19 protein-coding genes are annotated in these 25,456 nt (G+C 37.1%); 15 read left to right on the forward strand and 4 right to left on the reverse strand.

The features are described 5' to 3' along the window. Window positions 1-252: 252 nt before the first annotated feature. The gene (locus tag AO843_RS12105; protein WP_054611354.1) at window positions 253-2,250 is read left to right on the forward strand and encodes a methyl-accepting chemotaxis protein; all 1,998 of its coding nucleotides are present in this window, start codon (window positions 253-255) and stop codon (window positions 2,248-2,250) included. A 47-nt stretch (window positions 2,251-2,297) separates the two neighbouring features. Here the strand turns inward: AO843_RS12105 and AO843_RS12110 are convergent, their stop codons facing one another. Next, window positions 2,298-3,476: an alanyl-tRNA editing protein gene (locus AO843_RS12110; protein WP_054611355.1), complete on the reverse strand. Its 1,179-nt coding sequence runs from the start codon at window positions 3,474-3,476 to the stop codon at window positions 2,298-2,300. A gap of 158 nt (window positions 3,477-3,634) precedes the next feature. Here AO843_RS12110 and AO843_RS12115 point away from each other — a divergent pair, with 158 nt between their 5' ends. From AO843_RS12115 to AO843_RS12145, 7 genes are all read left to right on the forward strand, one after another. Continuing rightward, window positions 3,635-3,922: a DUF6509 family protein gene (locus AO843_RS12115; protein ID WP_054611356.1), complete on the forward strand. Its 288-nt coding sequence runs from the start codon at window positions 3,635-3,637 to the stop codon at window positions 3,920-3,922. Between the two features lie 363 nt (window positions 3,923-4,285). Further along, entirely contained in the window at window positions 4,286-5,431 is a 1,146-nt protein-coding gene (locus AO843_RS12120) for a VanZ family protein (protein ID WP_054611357.1), read from the forward strand. Between the two features lie 13 nt (window positions 5,432-5,444). Beyond that, complete coding sequence (locus tag AO843_RS12125) at window positions 5,445-6,779, forward strand: FAD-dependent oxidoreductase (RefSeq protein ID WP_054611358.1); 1,335 nt, start codon at window positions 5,445-5,447, stop codon at window positions 6,777-6,779. A 17-nt stretch (window positions 6,780-6,796) separates the two neighbouring features. Then, a complete protein-coding gene (locus AO843_RS12130) occupies window positions 6,797-7,270 on the forward strand; it encodes a glutathione peroxidase (protein WP_054611359.1) in 474 nt (157 codons plus the stop codon). Between the two features lie 184 nt (window positions 7,271-7,454). Continuing rightward, a complete protein-coding gene (locus AO843_RS12135; RefSeq protein WP_054611360.1) occupies window positions 7,455-8,222 on the forward strand; it encodes an ABC transporter ATP-binding protein in 768 nt (255 codons plus the stop codon). Continuing rightward, complete coding sequence (locus AO843_RS12140) at window positions 8,209-10,077, forward strand: ABC transporter permease (RefSeq protein ID WP_054611361.1); 1,869 nt, start codon at window positions 8,209-8,211, stop codon at window positions 10,075-10,077. The genes AO843_RS12135 and AO843_RS12140 overlap by 14 nt, the downstream gene beginning before the upstream one ends. Window position 10,078: 1 nt before the next feature. After that, a complete protein-coding gene (locus AO843_RS12145) occupies window positions 10,079-10,438 on the forward strand; it encodes a YxeA family protein (protein ID WP_054611362.1) in 360 nt (119 codons plus the stop codon). Between the two features lie 21 nt (window positions 10,439-10,459). Here AO843_RS12145 and AO843_RS12150 read toward each other — a convergent pair whose 3' ends face one another. After that, on the reverse strand, window positions 10,460-11,848 hold the full coding sequence (locus AO843_RS12150; protein WP_054611363.1) for a sensor histidine kinase: 1,389 nt from the start codon (window positions 11,846-11,848) through the stop codon (window positions 10,460-10,462). Further along, on the reverse strand, window positions 11,845-12,567 hold the full coding sequence (locus tag AO843_RS12155) for a response regulator transcription factor (protein WP_054611364.1): 723 nt from the start codon (window positions 12,565-12,567) through the stop codon (window positions 11,845-11,847). The genes AO843_RS12150 and AO843_RS12155 overlap by 4 nt, the downstream gene beginning before the upstream one ends. Window positions 12,568-12,789: 222 nt before the next feature. Here AO843_RS12155 and AO843_RS12160 point away from each other — a divergent pair, with 222 nt between their 5' ends. From AO843_RS12160 to AO843_RS12175, 4 genes are all read left to right on the forward strand, one after another. Further along, window positions 12,790-13,404, forward strand: coding sequence for a PH domain-containing protein (locus tag AO843_RS12160; protein WP_054611365.1), 615 nt, complete (start codon window positions 12,790-12,792; stop codon window positions 13,402-13,404). Between the two features lie 136 nt (window positions 13,405-13,540). Continuing rightward, window positions 13,541-14,896 carry an acetamidase/formamidase family protein gene (locus AO843_RS12165; protein WP_054611366.1) on the forward strand — a complete coding sequence of 452 codons (1,356 nt, stop codon included), beginning with the start codon at window positions 13,541-13,543 and terminating at the stop codon, window positions 14,894-14,896. Window positions 14,897-15,095: 199 nt separating this feature from the next. Next, a complete protein-coding gene (locus AO843_RS12170; RefSeq protein ID WP_054611367.1) occupies window positions 15,096-15,650 on the forward strand; it encodes an HPP family protein in 555 nt (184 codons plus the stop codon). Between the two features lie 227 nt (window positions 15,651-15,877). Further along, window positions 15,878-17,323 (forward strand): hypothetical protein, encoded by a 1,446-nt coding sequence (locus AO843_RS12175; RefSeq protein WP_231630134.1) that lies wholly within the window; start codon window positions 15,878-15,880, stop codon window positions 17,321-17,323. A gap of 46 nt (window positions 17,324-17,369) precedes the next feature. On the opposite strand, the gene AO843_RS12180 is transcribed toward AO843_RS12175, so the two are convergent. Continuing rightward, window positions 17,370-18,554 carry a CaiB/BaiF CoA transferase family protein gene (locus tag AO843_RS12180; protein WP_054611369.1) on the reverse strand — a complete coding sequence of 395 codons (1,185 nt, stop codon included), beginning with the start codon at window positions 18,552-18,554 and terminating at the stop codon, window positions 17,370-17,372. 501 nt (window positions 18,555-19,055) lie between these two features. Between AO843_RS12180 and AO843_RS12185 the strand changes: the two genes are divergently transcribed. The 3 genes from AO843_RS12185 to AO843_RS12190 all read left to right on the forward strand — a co-directional run bounded on the left by AO843_RS12185 (window position 19,056) and on the right by AO843_RS12190 (window position 25,219). Next, window positions 19,056-20,624: a sensor domain-containing diguanylate cyclase gene (locus AO843_RS12185; RefSeq protein ID WP_054611370.1), complete on the forward strand. Its 1,569-nt coding sequence runs from the start codon at window positions 19,056-19,058 to the stop codon at window positions 20,622-20,624. 312 nt (window positions 20,625-20,936) lie between these two features. Next, on the forward strand, window positions 20,937-21,083 hold the full coding sequence (locus tag AO843_RS24535; RefSeq protein WP_156313961.1) for a hypothetical protein: 147 nt from the start codon (window positions 20,937-20,939) through the stop codon (window positions 21,081-21,083). Between the two features lie 17 nt (window positions 21,084-21,100). Beyond that, window positions 21,101-25,219: an S-layer homology domain-containing protein gene (locus AO843_RS12190; RefSeq protein ID WP_054611371.1), complete on the forward strand. Its 4,119-nt coding sequence runs from the start codon at window positions 21,101-21,103 to the stop codon at window positions 25,217-25,219. The last annotated feature ends 237 nt before the right edge of the window (window positions 25,220-25,456 follow it).

Genomic DNA, 25,456 nt, shown 5'->3' on the forward strand with positions numbered 1-25,456 from the left:
CTGTTGGAAAAAGTTTAAATTTCATCCAATAGAATTGTTGTATTTTGTCCAGCTATAACAAAATGAGCCGAAAAGTCAAAAATTTGTAGAAAATTGTAAGCACTATAACGATAGTGAAAATGGTATTATTATACATTAATTAATCTTATTGGAAAAGTTTTGTTGACTTATACTTTTACTGACTTTACTCTGAGAGTAATGCATAAATAACTGAATTTTATAGCTAAAAATGGAAGAAGTGAGAAAAAGGAAATGTGGATAAAAGGAATTGGCGGTAAATTAGTCGTTGCAATTATAGCTCTTGTTTTTGTGACGTGTGGCACGCTGGGACTGTCTACTTGGATAAATAGTACAAAGGCAATGAATGAGCAAGTGGAATCAAATTTGGTATCAAGAGCCGAAGATGTTTCACAATACATAGAAGAACATTTTCAATTAACATTAGTAGAAGTTGAGGCAATTGCGGAGCAAGAGGCAGTTCGTAGTATGGATTTTGAAACACAAAAACAATATTTATCCAAACGTCTTGCTAATAATAAGAATTACTTAGGATTTGGCATTATTAAGGCTGATGGGATTGCCCATTATTTAGATGATACAACCGCTGAATTGGGTGATCGTGATTATGTTAAGGAAGGTTTTACTGGTAAGTCTGTAATGTCTGAAATCACGATTAGCCGTGTAACAGGTGAACCAGTTATTTTAATTGTGTCACCTATAGATACAGCGACAGGTGAAAAAGCATTATTACTAGCCCGCATGGATGGCTACTATTTATCCAATATTGTAGAGGATATTAAAGTTGGAAACAGTGGCTACGCATTTATGTTAGACGCTAAAGGAACCATCATTGGGCATAATAAGCATTCATATGTGAAAGAACAAAATAATCCCATCAAGGAAGCAGAAGAAAAAGGTGTAATGACAGGTAGAGCATTGGCAGCCAAAGAAATGATTGCAAATAAAAGCGGTTACTTCGCATTTAAATCAGAGGATGCGGGTACAAACTTAATGGGCTACCATACGCTTGATAATGGTTGGAAAATGGGCGTTATAGCTTTAGAAAATGAAATGTTTTCAGGGCTTTCTAAGCTTAAGACAAACTTTATTGTGACGACCATTATTGTTTCGTTACTAGGACTATTCATCTCGTTTGTTATTTCACGGTCTGTTAGTAGACCACTTCGTCATATGCTCCGTATTAGTGAAGGCTTATCAGAAGGTGACTTTACACAGGAGATTCCTGAGAAGTATTTAAAACGTATTGATGAGATGGGGACAATGTCGCGTGCATTAGATCGCATGACTGATAATATGCGGGAAATGATAGCAAAAGTGAGCCATGAAGCAACTACAGTGAATGAAGCCTCGTGTGATTTAATGGGGGATGTAACTGCTGTAACAAAGCATTCTAAGCAAATAGCCGGTGCCATAAATGAAGTAGATAGAGGAGCCCAAAGTCAAACAGTGATGGCAGAGGAAAGTGCTTCTGCAATGGAACAAATGGCATTGGGTATACAAAATGTGGCCGAAGTAGCTTCAACAATTGCCTCAAATACAGACTTTATTTCCCAGAGAATTAGTGAAAGTAATAACGCTGTCCAACAGTCCATTCATCGTATGAATGAGATTCAGCAAGGGACTACTACCGAGCTAATGATTATTCACAAGCTAGAAAAGGAGTCAGAGGAAATTAGCTTAATTTCTAATATGATTACTGATATTTCCGATCAAACAAATTTATTAGCACTAAATGCATCTATTGAAGCTGCAAGAGCAGGAGATGCTGGTAAAGGCTTTGCCGTTGTGGCAGAAGAGGTTCGTAAGCTATCGGAGCAAACAGCCGAGTCAGCTACTAAAATTAATGTGTTAATCGAACGAGTTCAAGCGTACACATTAGAAGTAGTTAAGGCGGCAGAATCAGGTGAAGAGAATGTTGGACGAGGATTAGCATCTATTGAGGCAGTGGGTGAGCGCTTCGAGGAGATGGTTCAAGCTGTTGTGGAAATAGCAGGCCAAGTTGAAGAAATGAATGCTTCTGCTGAACAAATGTCTGCAAATACAGAGGAAGTTTCAGCATCTATGGAAGAAATGGCGGCTACTGCACATGCTGCAAGTGATTATGTGCATGAGGTTACAGAGGCCACAACAGAACAATTAAAAACAGTTACAACGATGAATGATCAAACAGAAAAGCTATCAGAAATGGCAAAACGTTTATACGGGGCCATCCAAAAATTTAAATATTAAAGAAGAAGGAGCTGTCAGTTATGACAGCTCCTCTTTTGCTAGCGGGATTATGCGTTTTGCATAGCTTCTAAAAGCTCTTCTTTAGAAATCGTACATTCGCCTCCACCTTGTACCATTTGGTCGCTTCCGCCACCCTTACCATTAATAAGGGGTAGTGCCTTTTCTGCAATAACCTTCATGCTTTTGGATACATTTTTTCCTCTTGCTGCAACGAACTGCAGCTTGCCTTCACTTTCTGAAACAAGCAAGGCTGTAATGTCTAGTTGTTCAGAAACAATCATACGTGCTATTTTTTGTAGTTCTTGCATTGTCCGTTGTTGAAAAGTAGCAGTAACTACACCTTCGCTATTTGGAACCAGTGCTTTTGCTTCGTATGTTAGTAACTCTTCTTTGGCTGCAGCAAGTGCCTTTTCAGTATTTTTCTGAACGGATAGTACTTTAGAGAGAGCTGTAGCAGCTTCTACTTCAGGGACACTGAGTTGTCGTGCTACATCTGCTAACACTTTTTTACGCATAGCAAGCTCGTTTAAAACACGTTGTCCACAAACAAAGGAGACGCGCACATTGCCCTTCATTTTTTCAGTTCCTAGAATTTTGATGGCACTGACCTGCCCAGTAGTTGTTGGATGGGTTCCACCACAACCGTTGTAATCATAGTTAGGAATGATGACTAGTCGAATATCTCCGGTTACAGCTACTTCTTTACGAAGATGATAATTGCCAAGTTCATTTTCTGTAATCCATGTTGTTTCAATAGAGCGGTTTTCTAAAATGATTTCATTTGCTCTTGCCTCAGCTGCAGCCAACTGTTGTTCAGTCAAAGCATCTACAGCAATGTCAATTGTGACCTGCTCGCTTCCTAGATGAAAACTAACAGTCTGGGCATCAAAAAGCTCTACAAATGCCGCTGTTAAAATATGTTGACCAGCATGCTGCTGCATATGATCGAATCGTCTAGACCAATTTAACTCGCCGTGTACAACATCGTCCAATTCAGATAGACTACCTTGAATATAATGACGAATCTCTTCGTCAATTTTCTCAACATCTATGACCTCTATCCCATTCAATGTACCTGTGTCATGAGGTTGCCCTCCACCAGTTGGATAGAATGCAGTATTAGATAGTACCACAAAATGACGACCAGCTTCGTCGGTTTCTTTACTGACAATATGAGCATCAAACTCACGTAACATTACATCCTGATAATATAATAGATCTTTCAAGTAAAAGCCTCCTTTTTATGTAGGTAATGGTTAACGTTAGATGGATTCCATTTTATTTTGGCATAATTACTTACAAGTGTATACGGCTTTTCTAGTTGACCCATGCTGAAATTGATTTAATATAGAAAGGAACAGCTAAAGATAAAGGAGCTAGCATTATGGAAATTACACAATTCTCAATGGAAGAAATTTTAGACCCAACCAATATTATAGAAGGGAAGCGTTACGAATTTATTTTAGATATTGAAATTGATGAAGAAGATGAGCTATATCACGAAGCAGGTATTGAAATTCGTGTTCTTATTGGTGAAAAGGCAGAGGAGCCATATATTTTAAATTACTTCATCATGGAAAAAGCAGAGGGTGAATACTTAGATTTTGCTTTAGAGGATGATGAACTAGAGGGGATTTTAGTATTTTGTAAAGAAGAAATAGCAAAGGCATAGAACGAAACAGGTAGAGAGTATATTCTTTACCTGTTTTTTTAACTTAATTCAACAGTCACTTCTCGATAAATGCTTAATGGGCATTCATTTAGTGGATGTCTAAATACTCGTTGAAATAGTGGGACACTGTCAAAAAGTGCTATGTCCTATGGCAATGTTAATGGGAACACTCATGTTGTCCCATAGTCTGCTGCAGATGTCTCAGATTAATTCGATCAGGCTCGAATAGATCTGGACGCAATTACGCGATGGATTGACTTAAGGATTATGTAAGCTTATTGACATATTCGTGTAGAGTTTGAGGATTAAACTGAGTTTTAGGGTTCATAAATTCGGGCAGTTTAAATAGAGAGGTGCTTTTATATGTCAACTTACACACAATCCATTTTTATTGCATTTTTTATAACTATTATTTTATCATTTGTTCTTTTTACTCCATGGCTTATTTATACGTATCGAAAATATGGTTATTTATCAATGTCTAAAACCATTATAATGTTCTCATTTATTTTTTACTTTTTATCCGCGCTCTGTTTAGTATTACTGCCATTCCCAGCTACAAGAGATACTTGCTCACTTCAATCGCCAGACACAGTCCATACAAATTTACGACTTTTTCAATTTGTGGATGATATTTTAAAAAACAGTGGGGTTGTTATAACAAATCCGTCGACATGGCTTGCTATCACGAAACAACAAGCATTTTATCAAGCCTTTTTTAATTTCTTATTATTGATGCCATTTGGTGTGTACTTACGATATTTTCTTCAAGAAAGAAGGTACTGGAAACGTGCATTTTTATTAAGCTTTTTGCTAACATTGTTTTATGAGATCACACAAAGAACAGGTATTTATGGCATTTTTAATTGTGCCTACCGTATCTTTGATGTGGATGATTTATTGCTAAACAGTGTAGGCGCGTTACTGGGGTTCTTTTTAGCACCTATCGTATGGGCTCTATTTCCTTCTCATGAAGAGGTTGAGGCTAAAGCTTCTGAAATGGAAAAAAGTGGTATTGTAAAACCAATTTCAATTTTGCTGGCATTAGTCATTGATTTCTTTATCGGGCAAGTGATTTGGCTCATTATTGGTGCTCTGACTGGGTATAGTGGCACTTTCGAATTCTTGGTCATCATTGCACTATACATGGTTCTCTTTGGTTTCATACCAAGTATAATGAATGGCGCAACGCTAGGTATGAAAGTTATGCGTTTTACAATGGTCAATAAGAAAGGCAAAAGTATTGTAAGGCAGTCGTGGAGACGCTGTATAGCGATTGTCGCCACCGTTTCTCTATTAGAGGCCATTACAACAATCGGGGACATTCAATTAGATATGGATTCACCATTTTATGTCCTACAAATTGTCATTTCTCTACTCGCCTCATTAGGAGGTTTTGTACTTATAATGATTGTAGCTATTCATGTTATACGTGTCATTGTAAGCGGAGGAAAACGTCGTTTGTATATCGATCAATATGCAGATCTAACGGCAACAAGGAAAAAATAAGGGGGCCCGTCGAATGAAATACGTCATCATTGGGGGAGATGCTGCGGGGATGTCTGCAGCTATGGAAATCTATCGTAATGTACCAGGAGCGGAAATAACTACTTTAGAACGTGGCTTTATTTATTCATATGGACAATGTGGATTGCCATATGTTGTAGATGGTCGTATTTCATCAACCAAACGATTGATTGCAAGAGATGTTGAAACTTTTCGAGGTAAATATGGCATCAATGCACGAGTTGGCTATGAGGTAGAAAAGGTAGATGTAGAGAAGAAGGTTGTTTCGGGGATACAGGCAAGTGGCGAAGTATTTGAAGTTTCCTATGATAAGCTTCTTATTGCAACAGGGGCAGATCCAGTTGTACCTGTCAAAAGAGGTGTTGATCTAGAAGGTATCCACACCGTAAAAACAATTCCTCAATTAGAAGATTTAATGGCTGATTTAACGCCTGATATTGAACAGGTAACTATTATTGGTGGCGGCTATATCGGATTAGAGATGGCAGAAACATTGCATGCCTGTGGGAAAAAGGTAAGACTTGTCCAACGAGGAAGCCATGTGGCAAAAATTTTAGATGAAGAGCTTGCTCAACATGTTCATGAAGAAGCAAAAAAGAACAATGTAGAGCTGTTATTAAATACAGATGTAGAAGCTTTTGAAGGGAATAACCGAGTGGAAAGGGTCATCACAAATAATGGTGTCTTGGAAACAGATTTAGTCATTGTTGCTTCTGGTATTAGACCAAATACAAAGTTTCTAGAAGGTACTGGTATAGCTTTTGCAAAGAATGGAGCTATTATCGTCAATCGTCATTTAGAAACTTCTGTGGAGAATGTCTATGCGGCAGGAGATTGTGCAACTCATTTTAATATTGTCAAAGAACGTTTAGATTATGTTCCTTTGGGAACGACTGCCAATAAACAAGGCCGGCTAGCGGGGCTTAATATGTCTGGTAAGTTTGCTCCGTTTAGAGGGATAGTTGGGACGTCTATTTTAAAATTTTTCAATTTAACAATCGCTACAACAGGTATTAATGAACGCAATGCAAAAGAACTTGGCTTTGATTACGAGGCCTTTAAATTATCAGCTCGCCATATTGCAGGCTATTATCCAGGTGCACAACGTATGTACATTAAGGTAGTTGTACGTAAACGAGATCAGTTGCTATTAGGTGCACAAATTGTGGGACCAGCTGGTGTTGATAAGCGTATCGATGTTTTTGCAACCGCATTATATAGTAAAATGACATTACCTGATTTGCTAGATTTAGATTTAGCTTATGCTCCGCCATTTAACGGTGTTTGGGATCCTTTACAACAGGTCGCAAGAATGAACGGACGTTTATAAATAGGAGGTAGAGAGCAATGAGTATTTATGATATTAACGTAACTTTAGAAGATGGTACTGTTTATAGTCTAGAAAGTTATAAGGGAAAGCCAATGTTAATTGTCAATACTGCCTCGAAATGTGGTTTTACCCCGCAATTTGAGGAATTAGAAGACCTCTTTGAGAAATATCAGGAAGAAGGTCTTGTTGTACTAGGTTTCCCGTCCAATCAATTCAAGCAAGAGCTTGCGACGGCTGAAGAAGCGGCATCACAGTGTCGATTAGACTACGGTGTGACGTTCCCGATGCATGAAATGGTTAAGGTGAATGGTAAAGAAGCACATCCTATTTTTGATTATCTTACTTCTCATTCAAAAGGGTTTTTAGGCAATAGCATTAAGTGGAATTTTACGAAATTCCTAGTGAATCGAGATGGCGAGGTTGTTGGACGATACGCATCGGCAGATAAACCAAGTAGTTTTGAGAATGATATTAAAAAAGTTTTAGCATAATAAGTTAAAAGGGTTCATGCACAAACTGTGTATGAATCTTTTTTTATCGATAAATTTCAAAGATTGTGCGGTGAAGGCAGAGTTTTAACGAGAATACATGATTTAAGGTTGCTGTAAGCTTACGACAAATTTGCTGTAAGTTTGAGGGCGTATACTAAAGTCAGAAAGAAGAGGTGGAGCGTATATGACGCCATTATTAAAGGTACAAAATGTTGGGAAAACTTACGGCAAGGGCGCTAATACTTTTACAGCGCTATCTAATATATCATTTGAAGTAAAAAAAGGTGAATTCGTTGGTGTAATGGGTCCTTCAGGAGCTGGAAAATCTACGCTTCTTAATGTATTAGCGACGATCGATACGCCAACTACTGGTGAAATTATCATTGGTGATACAAACTTAGCACGTATGAAAGATGCTGAATTAGCAGATTTCCGTCGTGATAATTTGGGGTTTATTTTCCAAGACTATAACTTGCTTGATTCGTTAACTGTACGAGAAAATATAGTCTTGCCATTGGCTATTGCAAAGATGCCAACAAAAGCTATTAGCGCCAGAGTTGATCGTATTGCCTCATTGTTTGGTATTAATGATTTATTGGATAAATATCCTTATCAAATATCGGGTGGACAAAAGCAGCGTACAGCGTCGTCACGAGCGTTAGTAACAGAGCCAAAATTAATCTTTGCTGATGAGCCTACAGGTGCACTAGATTCAAAATCAGCAACAGATTTGCTTGAAAGTTTAAGTGATTTAAATCAATCGCAAGCATCTACCATTATGATGGTTACCCATGATGCCTTTGCAGCTAGCTTCTGTCAGCGCATCCTATTTATTCAGGATGGGCAGCTTTCTAAGGAAATTCAACGTGGGACTCTAACAAGGAAGCAATTTTTCCAAGAGATCTTGCAGGTGCTGTCAAGCATCGGGGGTGGAGTAAATGACGTTATTTAGTTTAGCGCGTAAAAATATTCAACGTAATTTGTCGAATTACTTTTTATATATTGCCTCTATGGTATTCAGTATCGTCATTTACTTTACGTTCGTGACGTTGAAATATAATGACGATCTTTCAGCTTTAAAACAATCCTCACAACAGATTAAGGGATTGATGAGTGCCTCGTCAGTAGTGCTACTATTCTTTATTGTCATTTTTATGGCTTATTCCAATTCATTTTTTATGAAGAAGCGGAAAAAGGAAGTAGCCCTCTATTCATTACTAGGTGTGCGTAAGCAAAAAATTGGCTTAATGCTCTTTTTCGAGAATTTAGTTATAGGGCTAGTTTCGCTAATACTTGGTATCGTTCTAGGATTCTTTATGTCGCAAGGACTGTTAATGATCTTAGTTCGATTAATGGGCTATGAAATTGTTGGAAGCCTAACATTTTCAGTAGAGGCACTGGTTAATACAACAGGCATTTTTACATTACTGTTTTTATTTACATCATTACAAGGCTATCGTGTTATTTATCAATTTAAACTGATTGATTTATTTCATGCAGAAAAACAGGGTGAGCATATTCCACGTGCATCTTTAGTAGCTGCAGTATTAGGAACAGCGCTCATTGCATTTGGTTATTATACAGCTGCGTCTGATATGTTTACGAGTGAAATTTGGAGATTCTTTACAGTATTAGGTACGCCATTAATGGTTATTGGTGTAACGATTGCAGGAACATATCTTTTATTCCATAGTGTCAGTGTCTTTGTGTTAACGGCTTTAAAAAGAGCCACATCATGGTCATGGAAGGGCTTAAATCTAATTGGTGTCTCTCAGTTATTGTATCGTATTCGAGCCAATGCTAAATCACTGTCAATCATTGCAATTTTAAGTGCAACAACGATTACAGCTGGTGGTGGTGTCTTCGGTATGTATTACAATGCAGAAGCAACTGTTCGTCAGATGTTGCCAAATACATTTATGTGGAAAGGCGAGACAGTTGAATTTTCTCAGCAAGACGTCTTATATAACGAAGCGCTGTCTGTCAAAAATTTACGTGTCGATAATGAATTCTCGTTTTTCGAATATACATTATTGAAGGAATCAGATTATAATCGTTTAGCTAAATTACAAGGCAAGGATGAAGAACTACACATTGCAGATGGCTCTACGGTTTTACTCGATGCAGCCTACGATGAACGATTTTCACATGACTTTACGGGTGAAAACTTTAAGTTACAAAACGGTGATTCTTTCCATGTAGAGAAGATGTACACGGAAAGCGTTCTAAACTTTATAGCAGCGGGAACAGTACTCGTTGTGAATGATCAGGAGTTTTCGACTACAGATGCTGAAGTAATGAAGATGCAGGTTGTTGGATTAGACAATGATTTGAAACAACAGGACGTTTCCAAGGATATATACAAGCAATTGCCTTCAGAGCAACAAGAAACCTTCTCTAGTGTTCCGCAAAGCTATGAGGATAGTTTAGCGACAGTTGGTGCACTATTGTTTGTGGGAAGTTTCCTAGGTTTGGTTTTCCTAGCGGCAACAGGTAGTATTATTTATTTCAAAATTTTAACGGAAGCTGAAGAAGATCAGGCCAAATATGCAATATTAAATAAAATCGGTGTAAATAGTAAGCAAATTTTAAAGACAGTGGCAGGGCAGGTTGCTGTGATTTTTAGTGCCCCTCTTATCGTGGGTATCGTGCATAGTGCGTTTGCATTACTAGCATTTTCACAGCTATTTGGTATGAATATTACTAAGCCAGTCATTTTGTGGATGGTTGCCTATTCAGCAATTTACTTTGTTTATTATATCTTTACCGTACGTTCGTTCTATAAAATAGTGAGACAGGGGAATTAATATGAAAAAAGTATTTTTAGGAATAGGTGCATTGTTCATCTTATTTGTGGCAGGATTGGTTGTATTGATGACGGTAGACTTTAATCGTTTAAATAAAGACACGTACTATGTCCATATTACAGCTGATGGAGAGGTAGAGGAGTATAAGGCAAGTAATGGTGAAATCTTTAAAATGTATTGGTACGAGCTACCTACTTACAATAAAAATGGTAAAGAAAAAACATTAAAATTTTCAGCACAGAAAAATTTACGTCATGACGCTTATTTAAAGCTTTATGTAAAAAAAGAAAATGAAGTTACTTCTTATGATGAAGTAAAATTCCACGAATTACCTGCTAAAGTACAAGATCAATTGAAATAGCAAGAAGGAGCAGTCATAGAACTAGGACTGCTCCTTTTTTAGATAAATGTGGACGCTTGTCCCTTTTCCTTCTTCAGAGGTGATGGTAACAGTACCTCCATGGGCCTCGATGATATCTCTAGCAATAGCTGTGCCTAAACCAGTGCCAGTTGTTTTCTCGGTATTTGTTCCTCGGTAATAGCGTTCAAAAATATGTTCTAAATCCACCGCCGCAATCCCTTTACCATTATCAGTAATTGTAATAGCATCTTTATCTACAGATACAACGACTGATACATCAGGAGCATTATGAAGAAGGGCATTGTGTAAAAAGTTCATAATAGCTCTGCGCATAAAATGCTCGTCAATTTGATGTGGGCTGTTCTCGGTGGCTGCCTCAAATGCAAGATTAGCCAGTTCATATTGTGGTGTATTCAATGTATCAATGACAATTTCACGAATAAATGGCACCATATTCACATTACTTAATGTTAGTGGAAGTCGTTGATGTCTTAAACGCATTGTTAAATTTAAATCATCAAGTAGATCTTGCATATGCAACGATTGTTTTTCGATAATTTTAGCGTACTCAGATTGTTCACTATGTGCTAATTGGTCATCATTCAAGAGCTCTGCATAACCACGAATAGAGGCGAGCGGGGTTTTCATATCGTGGGAGACATTACTAATCCATTCCTCACGCATGATCTCCAGTCTTTTTCTCTCCTGCTCATGGGCAGCCAATTCTTGCGATACTTCATTTAAATTTTCAAAAACAGGCTTGTAAACACCACCAGGGGCTTTAATGGATTTATGCTCATGATTCTTTAACTGATGAATACGTTCTATCATCGCATAAAGAGGTTTCGTTAGTGTACGACCAAAAAGCCAGCCTACCAATGTAGCTACTAATAAGTCAGCAATAACAATGAACAACCCAAATTTCCCAACAAACTGTAAAAGTGATGTTCCAGAAACATGCATGATAAATCTTGTAACACCACTACCTTTAATACCAATTAAATAACTAAAATCACCCTTACTACCAATATACACCGTAGTATCAGAATCAAATTCTTTATATTTATATACTTGAATTAAGTCGATGGGTGCATAGTGTAAAGATGCTTTTTCTGGTGCAAAGTGGGCGTCAATAACTTGGCCATTTGCATCAAGCATTTGAATCCAAGCATTTCGCTGATGTAATTGTTCAAGTCCATCAGCACTTACTGAGGGAGCGCCGTTTTTAATTTCAATATACTTTTGAAATTCCCGTACAAAATTTTCCTCTTCAGTTGCAGAAACACCTTCAGAATCAGTTGCTAACCGATAAGTAAGGAGTCCTATTAAAATGGCCGTATTGATGAAAATAACGATGATAACAATCGATAGAACTGAGAAGAGAAAGCGAGCAGTTAATTTCCACTTCATCCTTGTGCCACTTTTGGTAGGACGAACTTATATCCAAGTCCTTTTACAGTTGTGATATATAAAGGTTTAGAAGCATCCTGTTCAATTTTTTCACGTAGTCGTCGAATATGCACCATGACAGTATTATCAGAACCGAAAAAATCCTCTCCCCAGACACGCTCAAATAGAGTCTCTTTACTTAAAATTCGATTAGGATTGTGCATAAAGCATGCCATTAAACCAATTTCCTTAGCAGTTAACTCCAATAAAACCCCTTCTTTGTGTACTTCAGTTTCGTCAGCGTTTAACAGGAATGGCCCAATTTGTATCGTTTTTTCTGGAATGCTCGAAGTTGTCTCCTGTGTTCGATAGCCAGCCCTACGTAATTGTGCTTTTACGCGATAGGCAACTTCCTTAGGGCTAAAGGGTTTTGTAATATAATCGTCGCCTCCAATGGCTAGCCCTAAAATTTTATCGATTTCTTCATTTTTAGCAGACATGAAGAGCACAGGTACATGTGATACTTCACGGATTCGTCTACATAAATCGTAGCCCTCACCATCAGGAAGCATAACGTCTAGAAGCACAATATCTGGATTTGTTTGTTGAAAGCTTGTCCAAGCATCGTGAATGGAGCCAGCTGTATAAATTTGTTTATAGCCTTCTTTTTGTAAGCTTACTTTTAGGAGATTCGCTAAATCTACCTCATCATCCACTACTAATATGGTTGGCTCTTGCACTTATTTACACGCCCTTTCTTTTGATGAATACTTTCATTTTGAAAGAATCCTTTTATGAAAATCATTATAAATGAAATGTACAGGAAAGAGGAAATGAAGTATTGCTAATAGAAGATTTTCTCTAGCTAGATGCATGCCTGAAATAGATAATGGAGGAAAGTAATGAAACCTTTACAGATGCTAAAGCGTAAAAAGAGTATAAATTATTGAGGAGGAATGGCGATGTTTAAAAAAATTGCAGCCGATGCATTAGGATTATCTGATATTGGGGTAGTCGTCCATCGAGAGGACTATGATAAAACAGATGCAGATGATTTTATCCTACACGAAATAGGTGAGAAAATTTTCTTTTTAATTAAAACGAAGGCAGATGAGTACTGTTTTACAAATCGTGCTATTCTCCATGTAGATGGCGAAAGTGCCATGAGTAAGAAACGATTACTACGTCGCTATGACTATTCTCTGTACGCCATTACAGATGTTTTTCTCGAAACAGCAGGAACAATTGACCTTGATGTCGAAATTAAGTTTACAATCGGCAATTCTCCACTATCCATCGACATTCATAAACGCTTTATTGATGACATTAAAGATTTATATAAAGCACTACATGCGATTAGCTACGAACAAAAGAACAATGCCTATAAGTTAGAAGTAGCAGAAAAAAGCTTAAATATTGCTGCTTCATCACTTGGTCGAATTGGCAATGATAACATTTCTCCATCAGCGTCATTCGAGAATATTACCCGCTTTGCGAATTCTTGGATGATTGATCATAAAGATCAGTACAAAAAGGAAGATTTCTCACATATTTTTGATTTATATATGAATAATTAACTGTACTTTGGTATTTGCTGCTGTGTGCAGTTCAAGGACCGAAAGAAGATAAAAAAATAGCTCTCTGCAAATGTGGAGAGCGTTTTTTACATATAACCTTATACATAAAAAAACAAAACTAGGAGCGTGACGAAAAATGACAAACGAATTGCATGTGCTTGACAAAGAAGGACTAGAAAGTGACCTTATACAGCAACCGCAAGCCGCTGAGACATTGTTCGTAAATGAGTTCATAGATGGGATTTTAGACCCTTCGCGGCAAATGCTTGGGCCGGTTAAAGATGGAGGAACGATCATTGCCAATACAACACCTGGATGCTGGGGACCCATGCTAACACCAACTATACGTGGTGGACATGAAGTAACGAAGCCTGTCTTTGTGGAGGGGGCTGAGGTGGGTGACGCCATCGTCATTAAAATTAAGTCTATTCAGGTGACATCACTTGCCACTTCATCTGGTCACGATGAGGCGATTACAGATCGATTCATTGGGGACCCATTTGTTTCCGTAAAGTGCCCAGGTTGTGGCAAGCTCCACCCAAGCACAGTTGTTAAAGGCATAGGTCCTCAAGCGATTCGCTGTTCGACATGTGACACAGAAACAGCACCATTCAAAATGACCAATGGCTACACAATGACGTTTGACCATAAAGGGCATATAGGTGTAACGGTTGGACGAGAGGGTGCTCGTCGTATAGCCCTTGATGCGAAAAATTATATGAGAACACCAGAAAATTCCTCTCAAAACCCTGTTGTTGCGCTAGCGCCAAGCGACATAGTAGGTGTAATGGCTAGAATGCGCCCATTTTTAGGTCAACTTGGCACAACACCTTCAAAGGCAATGCCAGATTCCCATAACGCGGGTGATTTCGGTTCATTTTTAATTGGGGCACCACATGAATATGCATTTACACAGGATGAATTGGATTTACATCGTACTGATGGACATATGGATATTAGCAGAGTTCGTGAAGGAGCAACAATTATTTGCCCTGTTAAGGTACCTGGCGGTGGTGTATATATTGGAGATATGCATGCCATGCAGGGTGATGGTGAGATTGCAGGACATACAACAGATGTAGCAGGGATTGTCCAGCTTCAAGTTAGCGTCTTGAAGAAAGTAGCATTGGAGGGTCCTGTGTTACTACCAAACGAGGAAGATTTACCATACACAGCGAAGCCTTTTACAAAAGAAGAAAAACGTCGTGCTCGCGAGCTAGCAGAGGAGTTCGGTGTGAAACAGATAGAGGAGGCATTCCCTGTATCAGTAGTTGGTTCTGGCAAGACATTAAATGAGGCAACTGATAATGCCATTCGTCGAGCATCAAAGCTATTTGAAATGACCGAACCAGAAGTATTAAATAGAGCAACGATCACAGGTTCTATTGAGATTGGTCGTCATCCCGGGGTGGTCACAGCAACATTCCAAGTACCTAAAACAATACTGAAAAAGGTTCGAATTTATAAAACTGTGAAAAAACAATATGATTAATTAATCTATTTTTAAAAAGCAAACTTTTAAAGGTTTGCTTTTTTTTGTATGTGTTGTAAGTGGAAAAAGTGAATATTTGTCGGAAATTTGAAGTTAGAATTGAAATCCCTTGATGGGTTGATATAATGAATAAAGTTTAACGTTCATCAATATGTCAGTATTTAAATAGATTAGAGTTGAGTAGAAAAGTTGGTGCTGAATGACAGAATTTTTGAGAGTGGGAAATAAAATAGAAAAAAAGAATATGGTAAAACCCTTTATCTTAAAGATGAAGGGAGGAGGACATGCACCTTCTCGGACAAACTTTGCTGATGCCTTTACTGGTGCGATCGGTGGCTTAATTTGTATTTTTGCGTTGCTTTGGTTAACAAATTATACAGATGCACCTTGGTTAATGGCATCCCTTGGTGGGAGCTGTGTACTTGTATTTGTTGTTTGGAATGCACCATTGTCCCAGCCTCGTAATATTATCGGAGGTCATGTAGTGTCTGCATTTATTGGCCTAGCATTGTATACAACTTTAGGTTCGAGCATGTTGTCCATCAGTCTTGGTGTTGGGTTAACCATATTTTTCATGGCCTTTCTAGGCATTATTCATCCACCTGCAGGAGCCAACCCTATAATTATTATTTTAGGGGGCTATAGCTGGAATTACTTAATCATGCCTGTGCTGATTGGGGCAGTCATTATTGTTTTCTTTGGTTTGTTGATTAATAATTTAAGAGAAACAAGAAAATATCCACAATTTTGGTGATGAAGGTATCTCCATCTATGAAGTGCTCACTTCATAGATGGATTTTTTATTTGATAGCGTTTTCGATAGGCATACCACTACTTTTTTAGCATATTTTAGTTAAGATTTGTTATATTGAAGAAAGAGTGTTAAAAACATGTATTTTAATGATAGTGAAAGATCTTTGTTGATCAAAATTGATGGGAGGCTCCAATTGTATGCTGTTGGACTGTGATGAGCAATTATTCATGACATATAAACAAGGTAGTGTAGAGGGTGCTGAAGATTTACTTGCAACATGGCAAGAGGCAGAGTCAGATTTGCAAGAAGATCCAAAAATACTTGGTACTTCGCTCTCACCCAAACTATTTTTAGTAAACGAAGAATCGGCTATGAATATTGCCTTTTCCACAGCACGTAAATATTGGGGTCGTGTATCAACAGAAATGCAAATGTATTTTGACAAATACGGTTTAGAGGCAAAATTTGTGAATGACCGGCTCAATGCCTTTTTTTATACACAAAAGGGAAAAGAAACTTTTTTTGAGCAACTCTTTGCGCAACACACAATAGATTTGGAACGGTTAATTTGGTTGGTTTTCGGGAAACGAATGCAGATAGAAATGCCAGTAAATGAACTACTGACGATTATGTTATATAAATTTCAGGACGAGTATTTAGTGCATATGATGTATAAAGAACATTCATCGTTTTGGCATTGGCTTTTCGTAAAAAAAGTTTATTCACTTTTTATCCACAGACCGTTAGAACAATTTACATTTCTTTATGAAATAATGGGACATTTCGAGCATTCTATGAAAAAGAGCTGTGAACATGTGGATAACTTTGTGAATAACTATAAAGTGATACTGGATAAGTGTATAACTCATGTGGATAAAAATAAATCTAGCTGTTTGGCTAAGAAACAGCTACGACTTTACCAAATTGTTACACATTATTGCTTAGCGGAGGGCGATTATAATCAAGTCAAAGCGTTTATTACTTCATTTGAAGCGGAATGGCGCTACTCAATGTATGCCCTAACTGAGAAGGAAAAAGTGTTAATTGCCTATATTTTATTTCATATAGCAAATAGAGAACAGCAGAGTGAAATGGTTATACATTATGGCGAATATTTATTAGAGGATGAACGATTAAATAATTACGCTATCGAAATTTTATTGGAGTATAAAGATCTTTTGCCAAATCGGAAACCAACACCACCTGCCATTATTAAAAATTATCAACTGAATTATTTAGAAAATTTATATGCCATTTTACTTGATCATTATGTAAAAGTGACTCGTTACGAAGATGGCTTACTCCTATTAAAGGAGCATGTACTAGCGTCTAATAAAAAAATAAATGCCTCATTAGTGCAAAAAAATTATAGTAGTGAACAACTAATTGCTATTGAGGCATATGTTCAACAAGACATCGCTCTACAGGTGAACAACTCACTACAACATATTGGTTTGTCCGTGGAGGAGTGGCGACGGAATTATCGCCAACCTGATGTGTCATACCATGTTGTAGCACAGAGTGCCTCCTTGCATATGTTAAATATTTTACGAGTTTTATTTGTAACAGAGCAGTTCGAGCTTTTTGAGAAATTAATGGAGATCTATAAAAAATATTTATTAATTGATGATCATTTTGAAAATCTCAGAGTATTTATTAGTGCATATGTATAAAAAAGTGTCTAATACGTCTTTCATCGACAGTATTAGACACTCTTTTTTATTCCAAAATGCCTTTATCTTTCAAAGCTTTGATTTGTTCAGCATCATAACCTAGTGAACACAGAATTTCTTCATTATGCTCACCAAGTTTAGCACCAACGTGCTTGTATTCTGGTTGAGCTCCGTCAAATTTAAAAGGAGATGCAATTTGCTTTTGTAGGGTTCCATCACTTTTCGGGATAGCTACAATCATTTCTCGTGCCTTTAGTTGCGGATGCTCACAGGCTTCTGGAAATGTAAGAACGGGTTCCACACAACCTTCAAAGTCCTCATTAAATACTTTTAGCCATTCCTCATACGTTTTAGATAAAAAGGCATCATGAACAGCCTCTTTAAAACGAATTTGCGTGTAGTAAGAATCATTGAAGGTATTATCAATCAATTCAGGAATATCGAGTGCTTCACAAAGTAATTTCCGAAATTGAGGCTCTAAACTACCGACAGAGAAGAAACGACCATCCTTCGTTTTATAAAAATCATAGTAACTGCCACCATTTAAAATTTCTTGCTCTGGCTGTGGAACACGCCCACCACCAATAAAAGCTGAACCATACATTGCATTTAGTGAAAAAACAGCATCCGTCATACTAATATCAATGAATTGGCCATCACCTGTTTTTTCACGATGAAGGGCAGCTGCTAGTACCCCAATTGCAGCATGCATAGTTCCTCCGGCAATATCAGCTAGCTGGACCCCCATAGAGACAGGCTTTTTATCCTTATGGCGTGAATAATCTAGAACACCCGCCAATGAAAGATAGTTATTATCATGTCCAGGTCGATTGCTATATGGTCCTGTTTGTCCATAGCCTGTAATCGCACAATAAATAACTCGTGGATTTATTTCTTTAAGAGCATCGTAGCCTATCCCAAGCCGTTGCATTACCCCTGGCCGGAAACCTTCGATAATCACGTCATACTCTTGTACAAGAGATTTTACAATTTCAATAGCTTCCGGTGATTTTAAATTTAAAGTAATAGATTTTTTAGATCGATTTAAATGTTGATGGATGTATGCCTCATGATCATCATCGTAAGGAGGCATAATTCTTGTTAAATCAACGCGTTTTGAAGATTCAACATGTATGACATCTGCTCCTAAATCAGCAAATATCATTGTCGCCATTGGCCCCGGTAGTAATGCAGAAAAATCGAGAATTTTTAACCCCTTTAAAATACCCAAATCTTTCAACCCCTTTTTGTGTAGGCTACACGACCATCCTAGATGGTAGAGTAGCGCTCTTCTCATAATCCCCATTGTGCGAAAAGCGTCATACAAAATCTGTAATAATACAGAATATTTAATTTTAATCAGTATTATAACAGAATGGCTCTTTCCTTGCCTATGTTATTTTTAATTATAGAATAAACACTATTAATTTTATATGTCAGAATAACAATAAAAGTAAAAAAAATTAGAATTTAGATTAACTGTCAAATTTCAGATAATTATTAGCGAATGTTAGAAAATTTAGTGAGATGTAATTAGCTTGTTATGAAAAAGAAAGTTTACTAGATATCCATATTATTCGCTCCTCTTTATTGATACAATCCTAGAGATATGTTCTAGAGTGTAAGGAGGGAGAAAAGGTATCTCCAAATTCCCTTTCCTCCAGTAGAGCCTTTGCTTATAATAGGCACTAATTGTTAAAAATTATAAACTAGCATACATAGGTGGGAAGTAATGAAATCACATCAGTTAAAATTAAAGCATTTAATTATGGGAGTAGCTATGGCAGCATTCTTCTTTACAAGCATTGGTAGTGTTTGGGGTGGATACAGAATGAATGTTGACTCCATAAAAGAAAATACACTTGAGACAAATCGAGTGTATGCGCAGAAATTGGCTTCAACTGCAGACGCCTATCTTCATGAAGCCTTTCAAATTTTAAGCTATAGTGCCAATCAAGTGAGCACAAGTATGGATGATGAGCATGCTTTAAATCTAGAAACAGAACGTCTGAGATTGCAAAATCAAATGTTCAATTCTGTGGTCATAACAAATGCAGAAGGTCTTGTCTTATCCGTATCTCCGCCCTCCATTGAAATTAAAGGTGAGATTTTAACATCTCTTGGCGCACAAGAGGCATTAGCCAAAAAAAAACCACTTGTCTCTAAGCCATACGAGGCGATGACAGGACGTCTCATTATTTTTATTTCCCATCCTATATTTTCAGCATCTAACGAATACTTAGGGATGGTAGCGGGAACGATTTATCTAAAAGAACCAAATGCCTTTAAAACGTTATTAGGAGAACATTATAGTAAGGATGGCTCCTACGTATATGTTGTAGATTCAGATGGACGCGTTATCTATCATCAGGACCCGAGCCGTATCAATGATGTGGTTACAAAAAATAAAGTAGTTCAGGCTGTAATGTCAGGTAAGAGTGGCGTTCAATTAGTTGAGAACACAAAAGGAGTAAAAATGCTTGCTGGCTATAGTACTGTGCCTTCAATAGGTTGGGGGGTTGTCGCTCAGAAACCTCTAGATGTAGCACTGGCTCCTTCATTCGATAGAGTACAAGAAGTTATTATCAAATCTGTACCGCTTATGATTATTTCAATTATCATTGTACTTTGGGCTGCCACTCGTATTGCTAATCCGTTACAGCAATTAGCAACGTTAACAGAAGAAAGTCTAGATAAGAAAAATGTAGAAGGTTTAAAATCTGTCAGTGGCTGGTACTTTGAAGCCCATTCATTGAAGAATGTCTTAATTCGCAGTCTATCGTTTTTACATGGACAAGTTACATTTTTCAAGGATCAATCAACCGTAGATCCATTGACGGGTGTTACTAATCGAAGAACGATGGATGCCATGCTAGCAGAGTGGTTGGCTAATAAGGTCCCACATGCCATTATTTTGCTAGATTTAGATCACTTTAAAAGCGTGAACGACACATATGGTCATGCAGTTGGCGATAAAGTACTGCAATTTTTAGCTAAACATATGTTATCTGTAGCACGTGAAGGAGATGTATGCTGCCGTTATGGAGGCGAGGAATTTGTCATGCTTTTGCCAAATACGACTGCAAAGGAAGCAGAGCAGGTAGCGGAACAATTGCGAAAAAAATTAGCTGAGACGGAAAGTCCTTGTGGTAGGCCAGTAACATTATCAGCAGGCATAGCTTTATATCCAGAAATGGCCGTTACGACTGAGACGTTAATCGAAGCAGCTGATGGCGCTTTATATATAGCAAAGCAAGCTGGACGCAATCAAGTAAAGATAGCTGTACAAAAAATAGAGTGAAAATTTATCACAAAAAAGAGCTTACACTTCTGATTTTTGGGGTAAGTGATTAGTGCAAACATCATTTGGGCAAGCTACTTTTAAGTCATCCGCCAAATGACTTTTAAACCATGTTCAAATGATATGTAATTCGGGTCACATCTCTTGATCGACTTGACAAGACGTAAGGTTATCCCCCTTTCCCTTATGACACCACAAGTACGACCAGATGTATGCCTATATATTGTGAAAGCCAAGTGAGCACCGATGCTCCTTGGCTTTTTGTTGTTGGAATGAATAAAAGAAGGTGAAAATCTGTTCAATAGAGGGATAGTGTTAACTATTCCAAAGAGTAGTATCGAACTATTTTTATCGATAAAATTACTGGACTATTTTAGATTTGTCTATGAAGATTCACCTGCTCTTGGTCGATATAAAGGGTATGATGAAAATGATATTTGTACGTATCAAATTACATAAGTGAAAGGAAGAGTGGAATGGATAAATCTAAAATCCAAAAAGTAAATAAAGCCTTGATTGCAACGGTATTTGCTTCAAGTGGGATTGCTGTTGTAGTGCCCTCACCACAAAAAGCTGAAGCGGCTACTTCTCCCTTTACGGATATTAACCAATACTCAGATAATTATAATGAAATTTTAAAATTAAATTCTCAGGGCGTGATGAGCGGATTTGCGGATAATACTTTCCGCCCAGATGTAAGTGTAACTCGTGGAGAAGCAGCGAAAATGCTGGCTACTGCGTTAAAATTGGATACGAAAAATATCCAAGACCCTTACTATAAGGATGTACCCAAGGGAAGTCAATACTATAAATATGTAGCGGCATTGCAAAACGCAGGCATCATGTCTGGTTATTCAAATGGCACATTTATGCCAAATGAGGTACTTACTCGAGGCGAATTAGCCAAAATAGTAGTAGTCGGATTCCATTTAGAGGTTTCTCCTACGTATAATAATATTTTCAAAGATGTCAACAGCCAAACAAGTAATGCTATTTATATTCAAACATTAATTGATTTGAATGTTACAAAGGGCACAACACCTGTTACATTTTCTCCTTTTGATGCCGTAACACGTGGACAATTTGCTTCATTTGTGGTGGGTTCACAAGAGAAGAAGAATAATGAAACATCTTACAAAATTACAAGTGTTGATGATGATGCAGTTTATATAAATGGTCAATCTTATACAATTCCAGAAAGTCTTTCACATATTTTTAATGACTATAATGCACCAGTTTTAAAAGGGGCCTTAATTGAGGGGGATCTTTCTAGTAAAGCTATTCGCTCCATCTCAAAATTAACTCTAAATGCCAGTGGAACAAGCTCTCGCTCCCTTGATTTTGATGGCGAGTATGGTTCACTAAACGCAACGATTGTTGTCAATGGAAACTATATTGAATTTTCGAATCTGACAATGACAGGAACAATGTTTGTTAATGAAACAGTTCGTCCACCATTACATTTAGGAGCTACTTATAATCAACCATTGGCTCTTGGACGTGTAGCAAGCAACAATATCTCATTTATTAATTGGTCAAATCCAGATAATAATAAGGGGGAAGATTCGTCTAATAATAATTCAACGAATGATCTTCAAAATTGGACAAATCCAAATTCTGATAAAGACAAGCCACTAGTCAACTGGTCTAAAGAAAAACAGGAAATGAAAAATGTTGAAAAATATCTTGAGTTTTATAACAGTACTGTTTCTCGATTAGTCGTATCTCAAACAGGTACGAAGATTGAGACAAATACAAAATTACCTCGCGTAGACATCATTGGCAATGTGCGAGAGTTTGAAATTCAAGGCGATATCGACACGTTGAATCTAAATACTGAAACAAAGCTTACCATTTACGGTTCTGGGAATATTGACTGGATCAATTACAATAGCTATACAGATCTTGAGCTTTATATCGATGGTCGCATCGGCACATTATTTGTTGATAATTCATACGGCAAGATTGATATTGGAGATTATACGTATATTGATAAAGTCATTTTACCTAAGGATGGATCACCGAATAATATCTTCGATGATTTCCTAGATGATAAAGATAACATTGGCAATATTACTGATCCAGACGGCAAACCAATTGATAAAGATGAAAACGAGAATCAAGTTCCCGATGATAAAACAAAGCCTACGGTTAGTATTACAAATGTCAAAGTGCTCAATGGCAGTGAGATTCAAGCAGACTTCACGTCGGATGAAGTCGGTACGTACTATTATATTGTGCGTGAAAAAGGTGCAGAGGCACCAAATAAAAGTGAAATGGTAAATCATCTTTCAAATGAAAACGTAGCCTACGGAAGTGGTGCCGCAGTAAAAGGTACAAACTCCATTAAGGTCTCCAATCTGGGTGAGAAAAAGGAATATGTCATCTACATTATGGTGGTAGACGGTTCGAAAAATGCATCGGATATTGTTTCTCAAGCGTTCCAAATGAAAGATGGAACTCCACCAAAAGTAGAAAATCTAAATGTGACAGCTTTACATGGAGGCACACGTGCTAAATTCACATTTAAAGCAACTGAGCCCGGGGACTATTACTATTATGTACGTAAGAAAACATCAGCTCCTGCCCCAACAACGGCAGATATCGTTGCTGACCCTACAACAGGTAAGGGTAAAGCAATAGCTGGTAACCTAGGGATAGAAGATAAATTAACAGGCTTAGAGGCTGAAACGGAATATCAACTTTACGTTGTTATGAAGGATGAGTCAGGTAACTTCTCGATTGATCCTGCTGTATGGACTGACTTTACAACAGAGGAACTGGATGATATTGCACCATTTATCCCTATTGAAAAACAACGACTAGAACTGACAGGATTAAATGAAATTACTGTCCATTTTAGTGAACCACTTGACGAAGAAGCTGCAAAAAATGTGAAAAATTATGTTTTAAGTGGTACTGGGATTATGAGTATTTCAGGACAAAAAGAAATAAATCCATCTAAGGTAGACTATAAGGAAAATGATACAAAGGTAACGCTAACAATACCGTCAGCAACAGGACTTATTAATAATGATACGATTCGTGTCACTATAGAACCTACATTATATGACCTTGCAGGTAATGAATTTGAAAATAGTAGAACTCATGAAAAACCGCGGAATTTTGCTGTTTACACACATGAGGATACACGAGCGCCTTTATTAACAATTAAAAGTGTTGAAACAAACGATCAATATGATCATGGTCTTTTAAACGTTAATGCATCTAAGGCTGGGACATATTATTATGTCATTTTACCTGCAAATAATAGAGTCTCAGATTTATCTATGCGAGATATAATGGATAAAAAATTGAATGCGTTACTGCCAAGTGGTACAAATAATGAATTAACATTACAGGACGTACCACTAAATTTATATGGAGGTTCAAGAGCCATTGAGATAGGAGACAGTCAGTTAAATATTCCAATACCCAATAATTTAACAAAGTTCCATTCTTGGAGTATTTACATTTTTATGGCTGACCGTTCTGGGAACTTGACAGAAAAAATACAGACAATTGAACTTGTTAAAGATAGAACTGCGCCAGAAATTATGAATGGTATTGTAAAGCCTCAAGAAGGTGATGCTACAGCAAAACTAGATATTAATTCTAATGAGGCTGGTCAAATTCGTTATATATTAAAACGTAAAGATGAACAACCACCAACATTAGAAGAAGTAAAGAATTCAAGTAAAACACTCGAATTAAAGGAAGGTCCACAAACAACTGAAGTATTTGCTGTTCCCGAGGCTCATAAGGACTTTGTGCTTTACTATGTAGCTAGAGATTTAGCAGGAAATACAACGGAAATGGAAAAGGCTGAATTTTATTCTGATGGAACTAAACCAAAAGTTGAAGATGTAATTGTAAGAGATGAGAATAAATTTGAAATAACATTTAGTGAAGCCATAATGCGAGGATTAGATGAGAAATCAACAATTAACCTAAACGAAGGTGACTCGCTTGATAGTTTATTAGTTATGACAGGAGCAAATTTGAGTGATTACAAGTTTGTTAGCTACACACAGGGAACAAAGACAACAGAAAAGAGTAAGTTAGTCATCAAATTCACGGGAACACCGTCAACAAATGGGGATAAAACGTTTAGTATTACTATGAGTCCAGATGTAATAGATTCTGTTAAAGCAAAGCATACATTTGATTTGAATGATTTTGGTAAGTATGTATTTAGATCTTTAGACACTATGTTTGTATATGCAAAACTTGTTTCAGGTGATAACAAGAAGGTTGATGTTTTGGTGGATCTATTATTACAAACAGGTAGTCCAGATTTTGAAAAAGATGAAAAAATAACATATTATTATTTATCCGCTCCAATTGGAACAAGTGAAGATATAATAAAAAACAAGACGCCTGAAAAAATAATTGAAGATGTATTATCTAATCAAAGTAATAATAGTCTAGCTAAGGGAAAAGGCTCATTTACTCCGGACGATTCTCGCTTTAAAGAAAGTCTTAACCATCCAGTTGAATTTGTAGAAGGAGATTGGATAATGATAGTATTAAAAGATAGATATGGTAATTTAATAAAAACGTACCAAAGAGTAGGTTATGTTTATAAGCCTTAATGATTTAAAGCTATTCTTTATTTTCATTTAATCCTAAAATAATTTTTTGTGAAGGCCGAGAGCAAAGCGTTTATTAATTAGCCTGTGGGGAACTTAACTTTGTGTTATACTACCCTCGTTTTAAAGGCAAATAGATGGAATTAAAAGTATAGGTAACAATCATAAACAAATAGAGTTGAAACCAGAATTATTTTTTCCTTTATATGGTAAGAAAGACTTTAAGAAGATTGCACCAAC

The sequence above is a fragment of the Lysinibacillus sp. ZYM-1 genome, assembly GCF_001308875.1.
Classification (GTDB): Bacteria; Bacillota; Bacilli; order Bacillales_A; family Planococcaceae; genus Lysinibacillus.

Bases quoted from the DNA above. Each gene is read 5' to 3' on its own strand.
- AO843_RS12175 (WP_231630134.1), top strand. From the start codon at position 15,878: ATGACATATAAACAAGGTAGTGTAGAGGGTGCTGAAGATTTACTTGCA.
- AO843_RS12170 (WP_054611367.1), top strand. From the start codon at position 15,096: ATGACAGAATTTTTGAGAGTGGGAAATAAAATAGAAAAAAAGAATATG.
- AO843_RS12140 (WP_054611361.1), top strand. From the start codon at position 8,209: ATGACGTTATTTAGTTTAGCGCGTAAAAATATTCAACGTAATTTGTCG.
- AO843_RS12160 (WP_054611365.1), top strand. From the start codon at position 12,790: ATGTTTAAAAAAATTGCAGCCGATGCATTAGGATTATCTGATATTGGG.
- AO843_RS12145 (WP_054611362.1), top strand. From the start codon at position 10,079: ATGAAAAAAGTATTTTTAGGAATAGGTGCATTGTTCATCTTATTTGTG.
- AO843_RS12185 (WP_054611370.1), top strand. From the start codon at position 19,056: ATGAAATCACATCAGTTAAAATTAAAGCATTTAATTATGGGAGTAGCT.
- AO843_RS12150 (WP_054611363.1), bottom strand. From the start codon at position 11,848: ATGAAGTGGAAATTAACTGCTCGCTTTCTCTTCTCAGTTCTATCGATT.
- AO843_RS12165 (WP_054611366.1), top strand. From the start codon at position 13,541: ATGACAAACGAATTGCATGTGCTTGACAAAGAAGGACTAGAAAGTGAC.
- AO843_RS12130 (WP_054611359.1), top strand. From the start codon at position 6,797: ATGAGTATTTATGATATTAACGTAACTTTAGAAGATGGTACTGTTTAT.
- AO843_RS12120 (WP_054611357.1), top strand. From the start codon at position 4,286: ATGTCAACTTACACACAATCCATTTTTATTGCATTTTTTATAACTATT.
- AO843_RS12125 (WP_054611358.1), top strand. From the start codon at position 5,445: ATGAAATACGTCATCATTGGGGGAGATGCTGCGGGGATGTCTGCAGCT.
- AO843_RS12115 (WP_054611356.1), top strand. From the start codon at position 3,635: ATGGAAATTACACAATTCTCAATGGAAGAAATTTTAGACCCAACCAAT.
- AO843_RS12190 (WP_054611371.1), top strand. From the start codon at position 21,101: ATGGATAAATCTAAAATCCAAAAAGTAAATAAAGCCTTGATTGCAACG.
- AO843_RS12105 (WP_054611354.1), top strand. From the start codon at position 253: ATGTGGATAAAAGGAATTGGCGGTAAATTAGTCGTTGCAATTATAGCT.
- AO843_RS12135 (WP_054611360.1), top strand. From the start codon at position 7,455: ATGACGCCATTATTAAAGGTACAAAATGTTGGGAAAACTTACGGCAAG.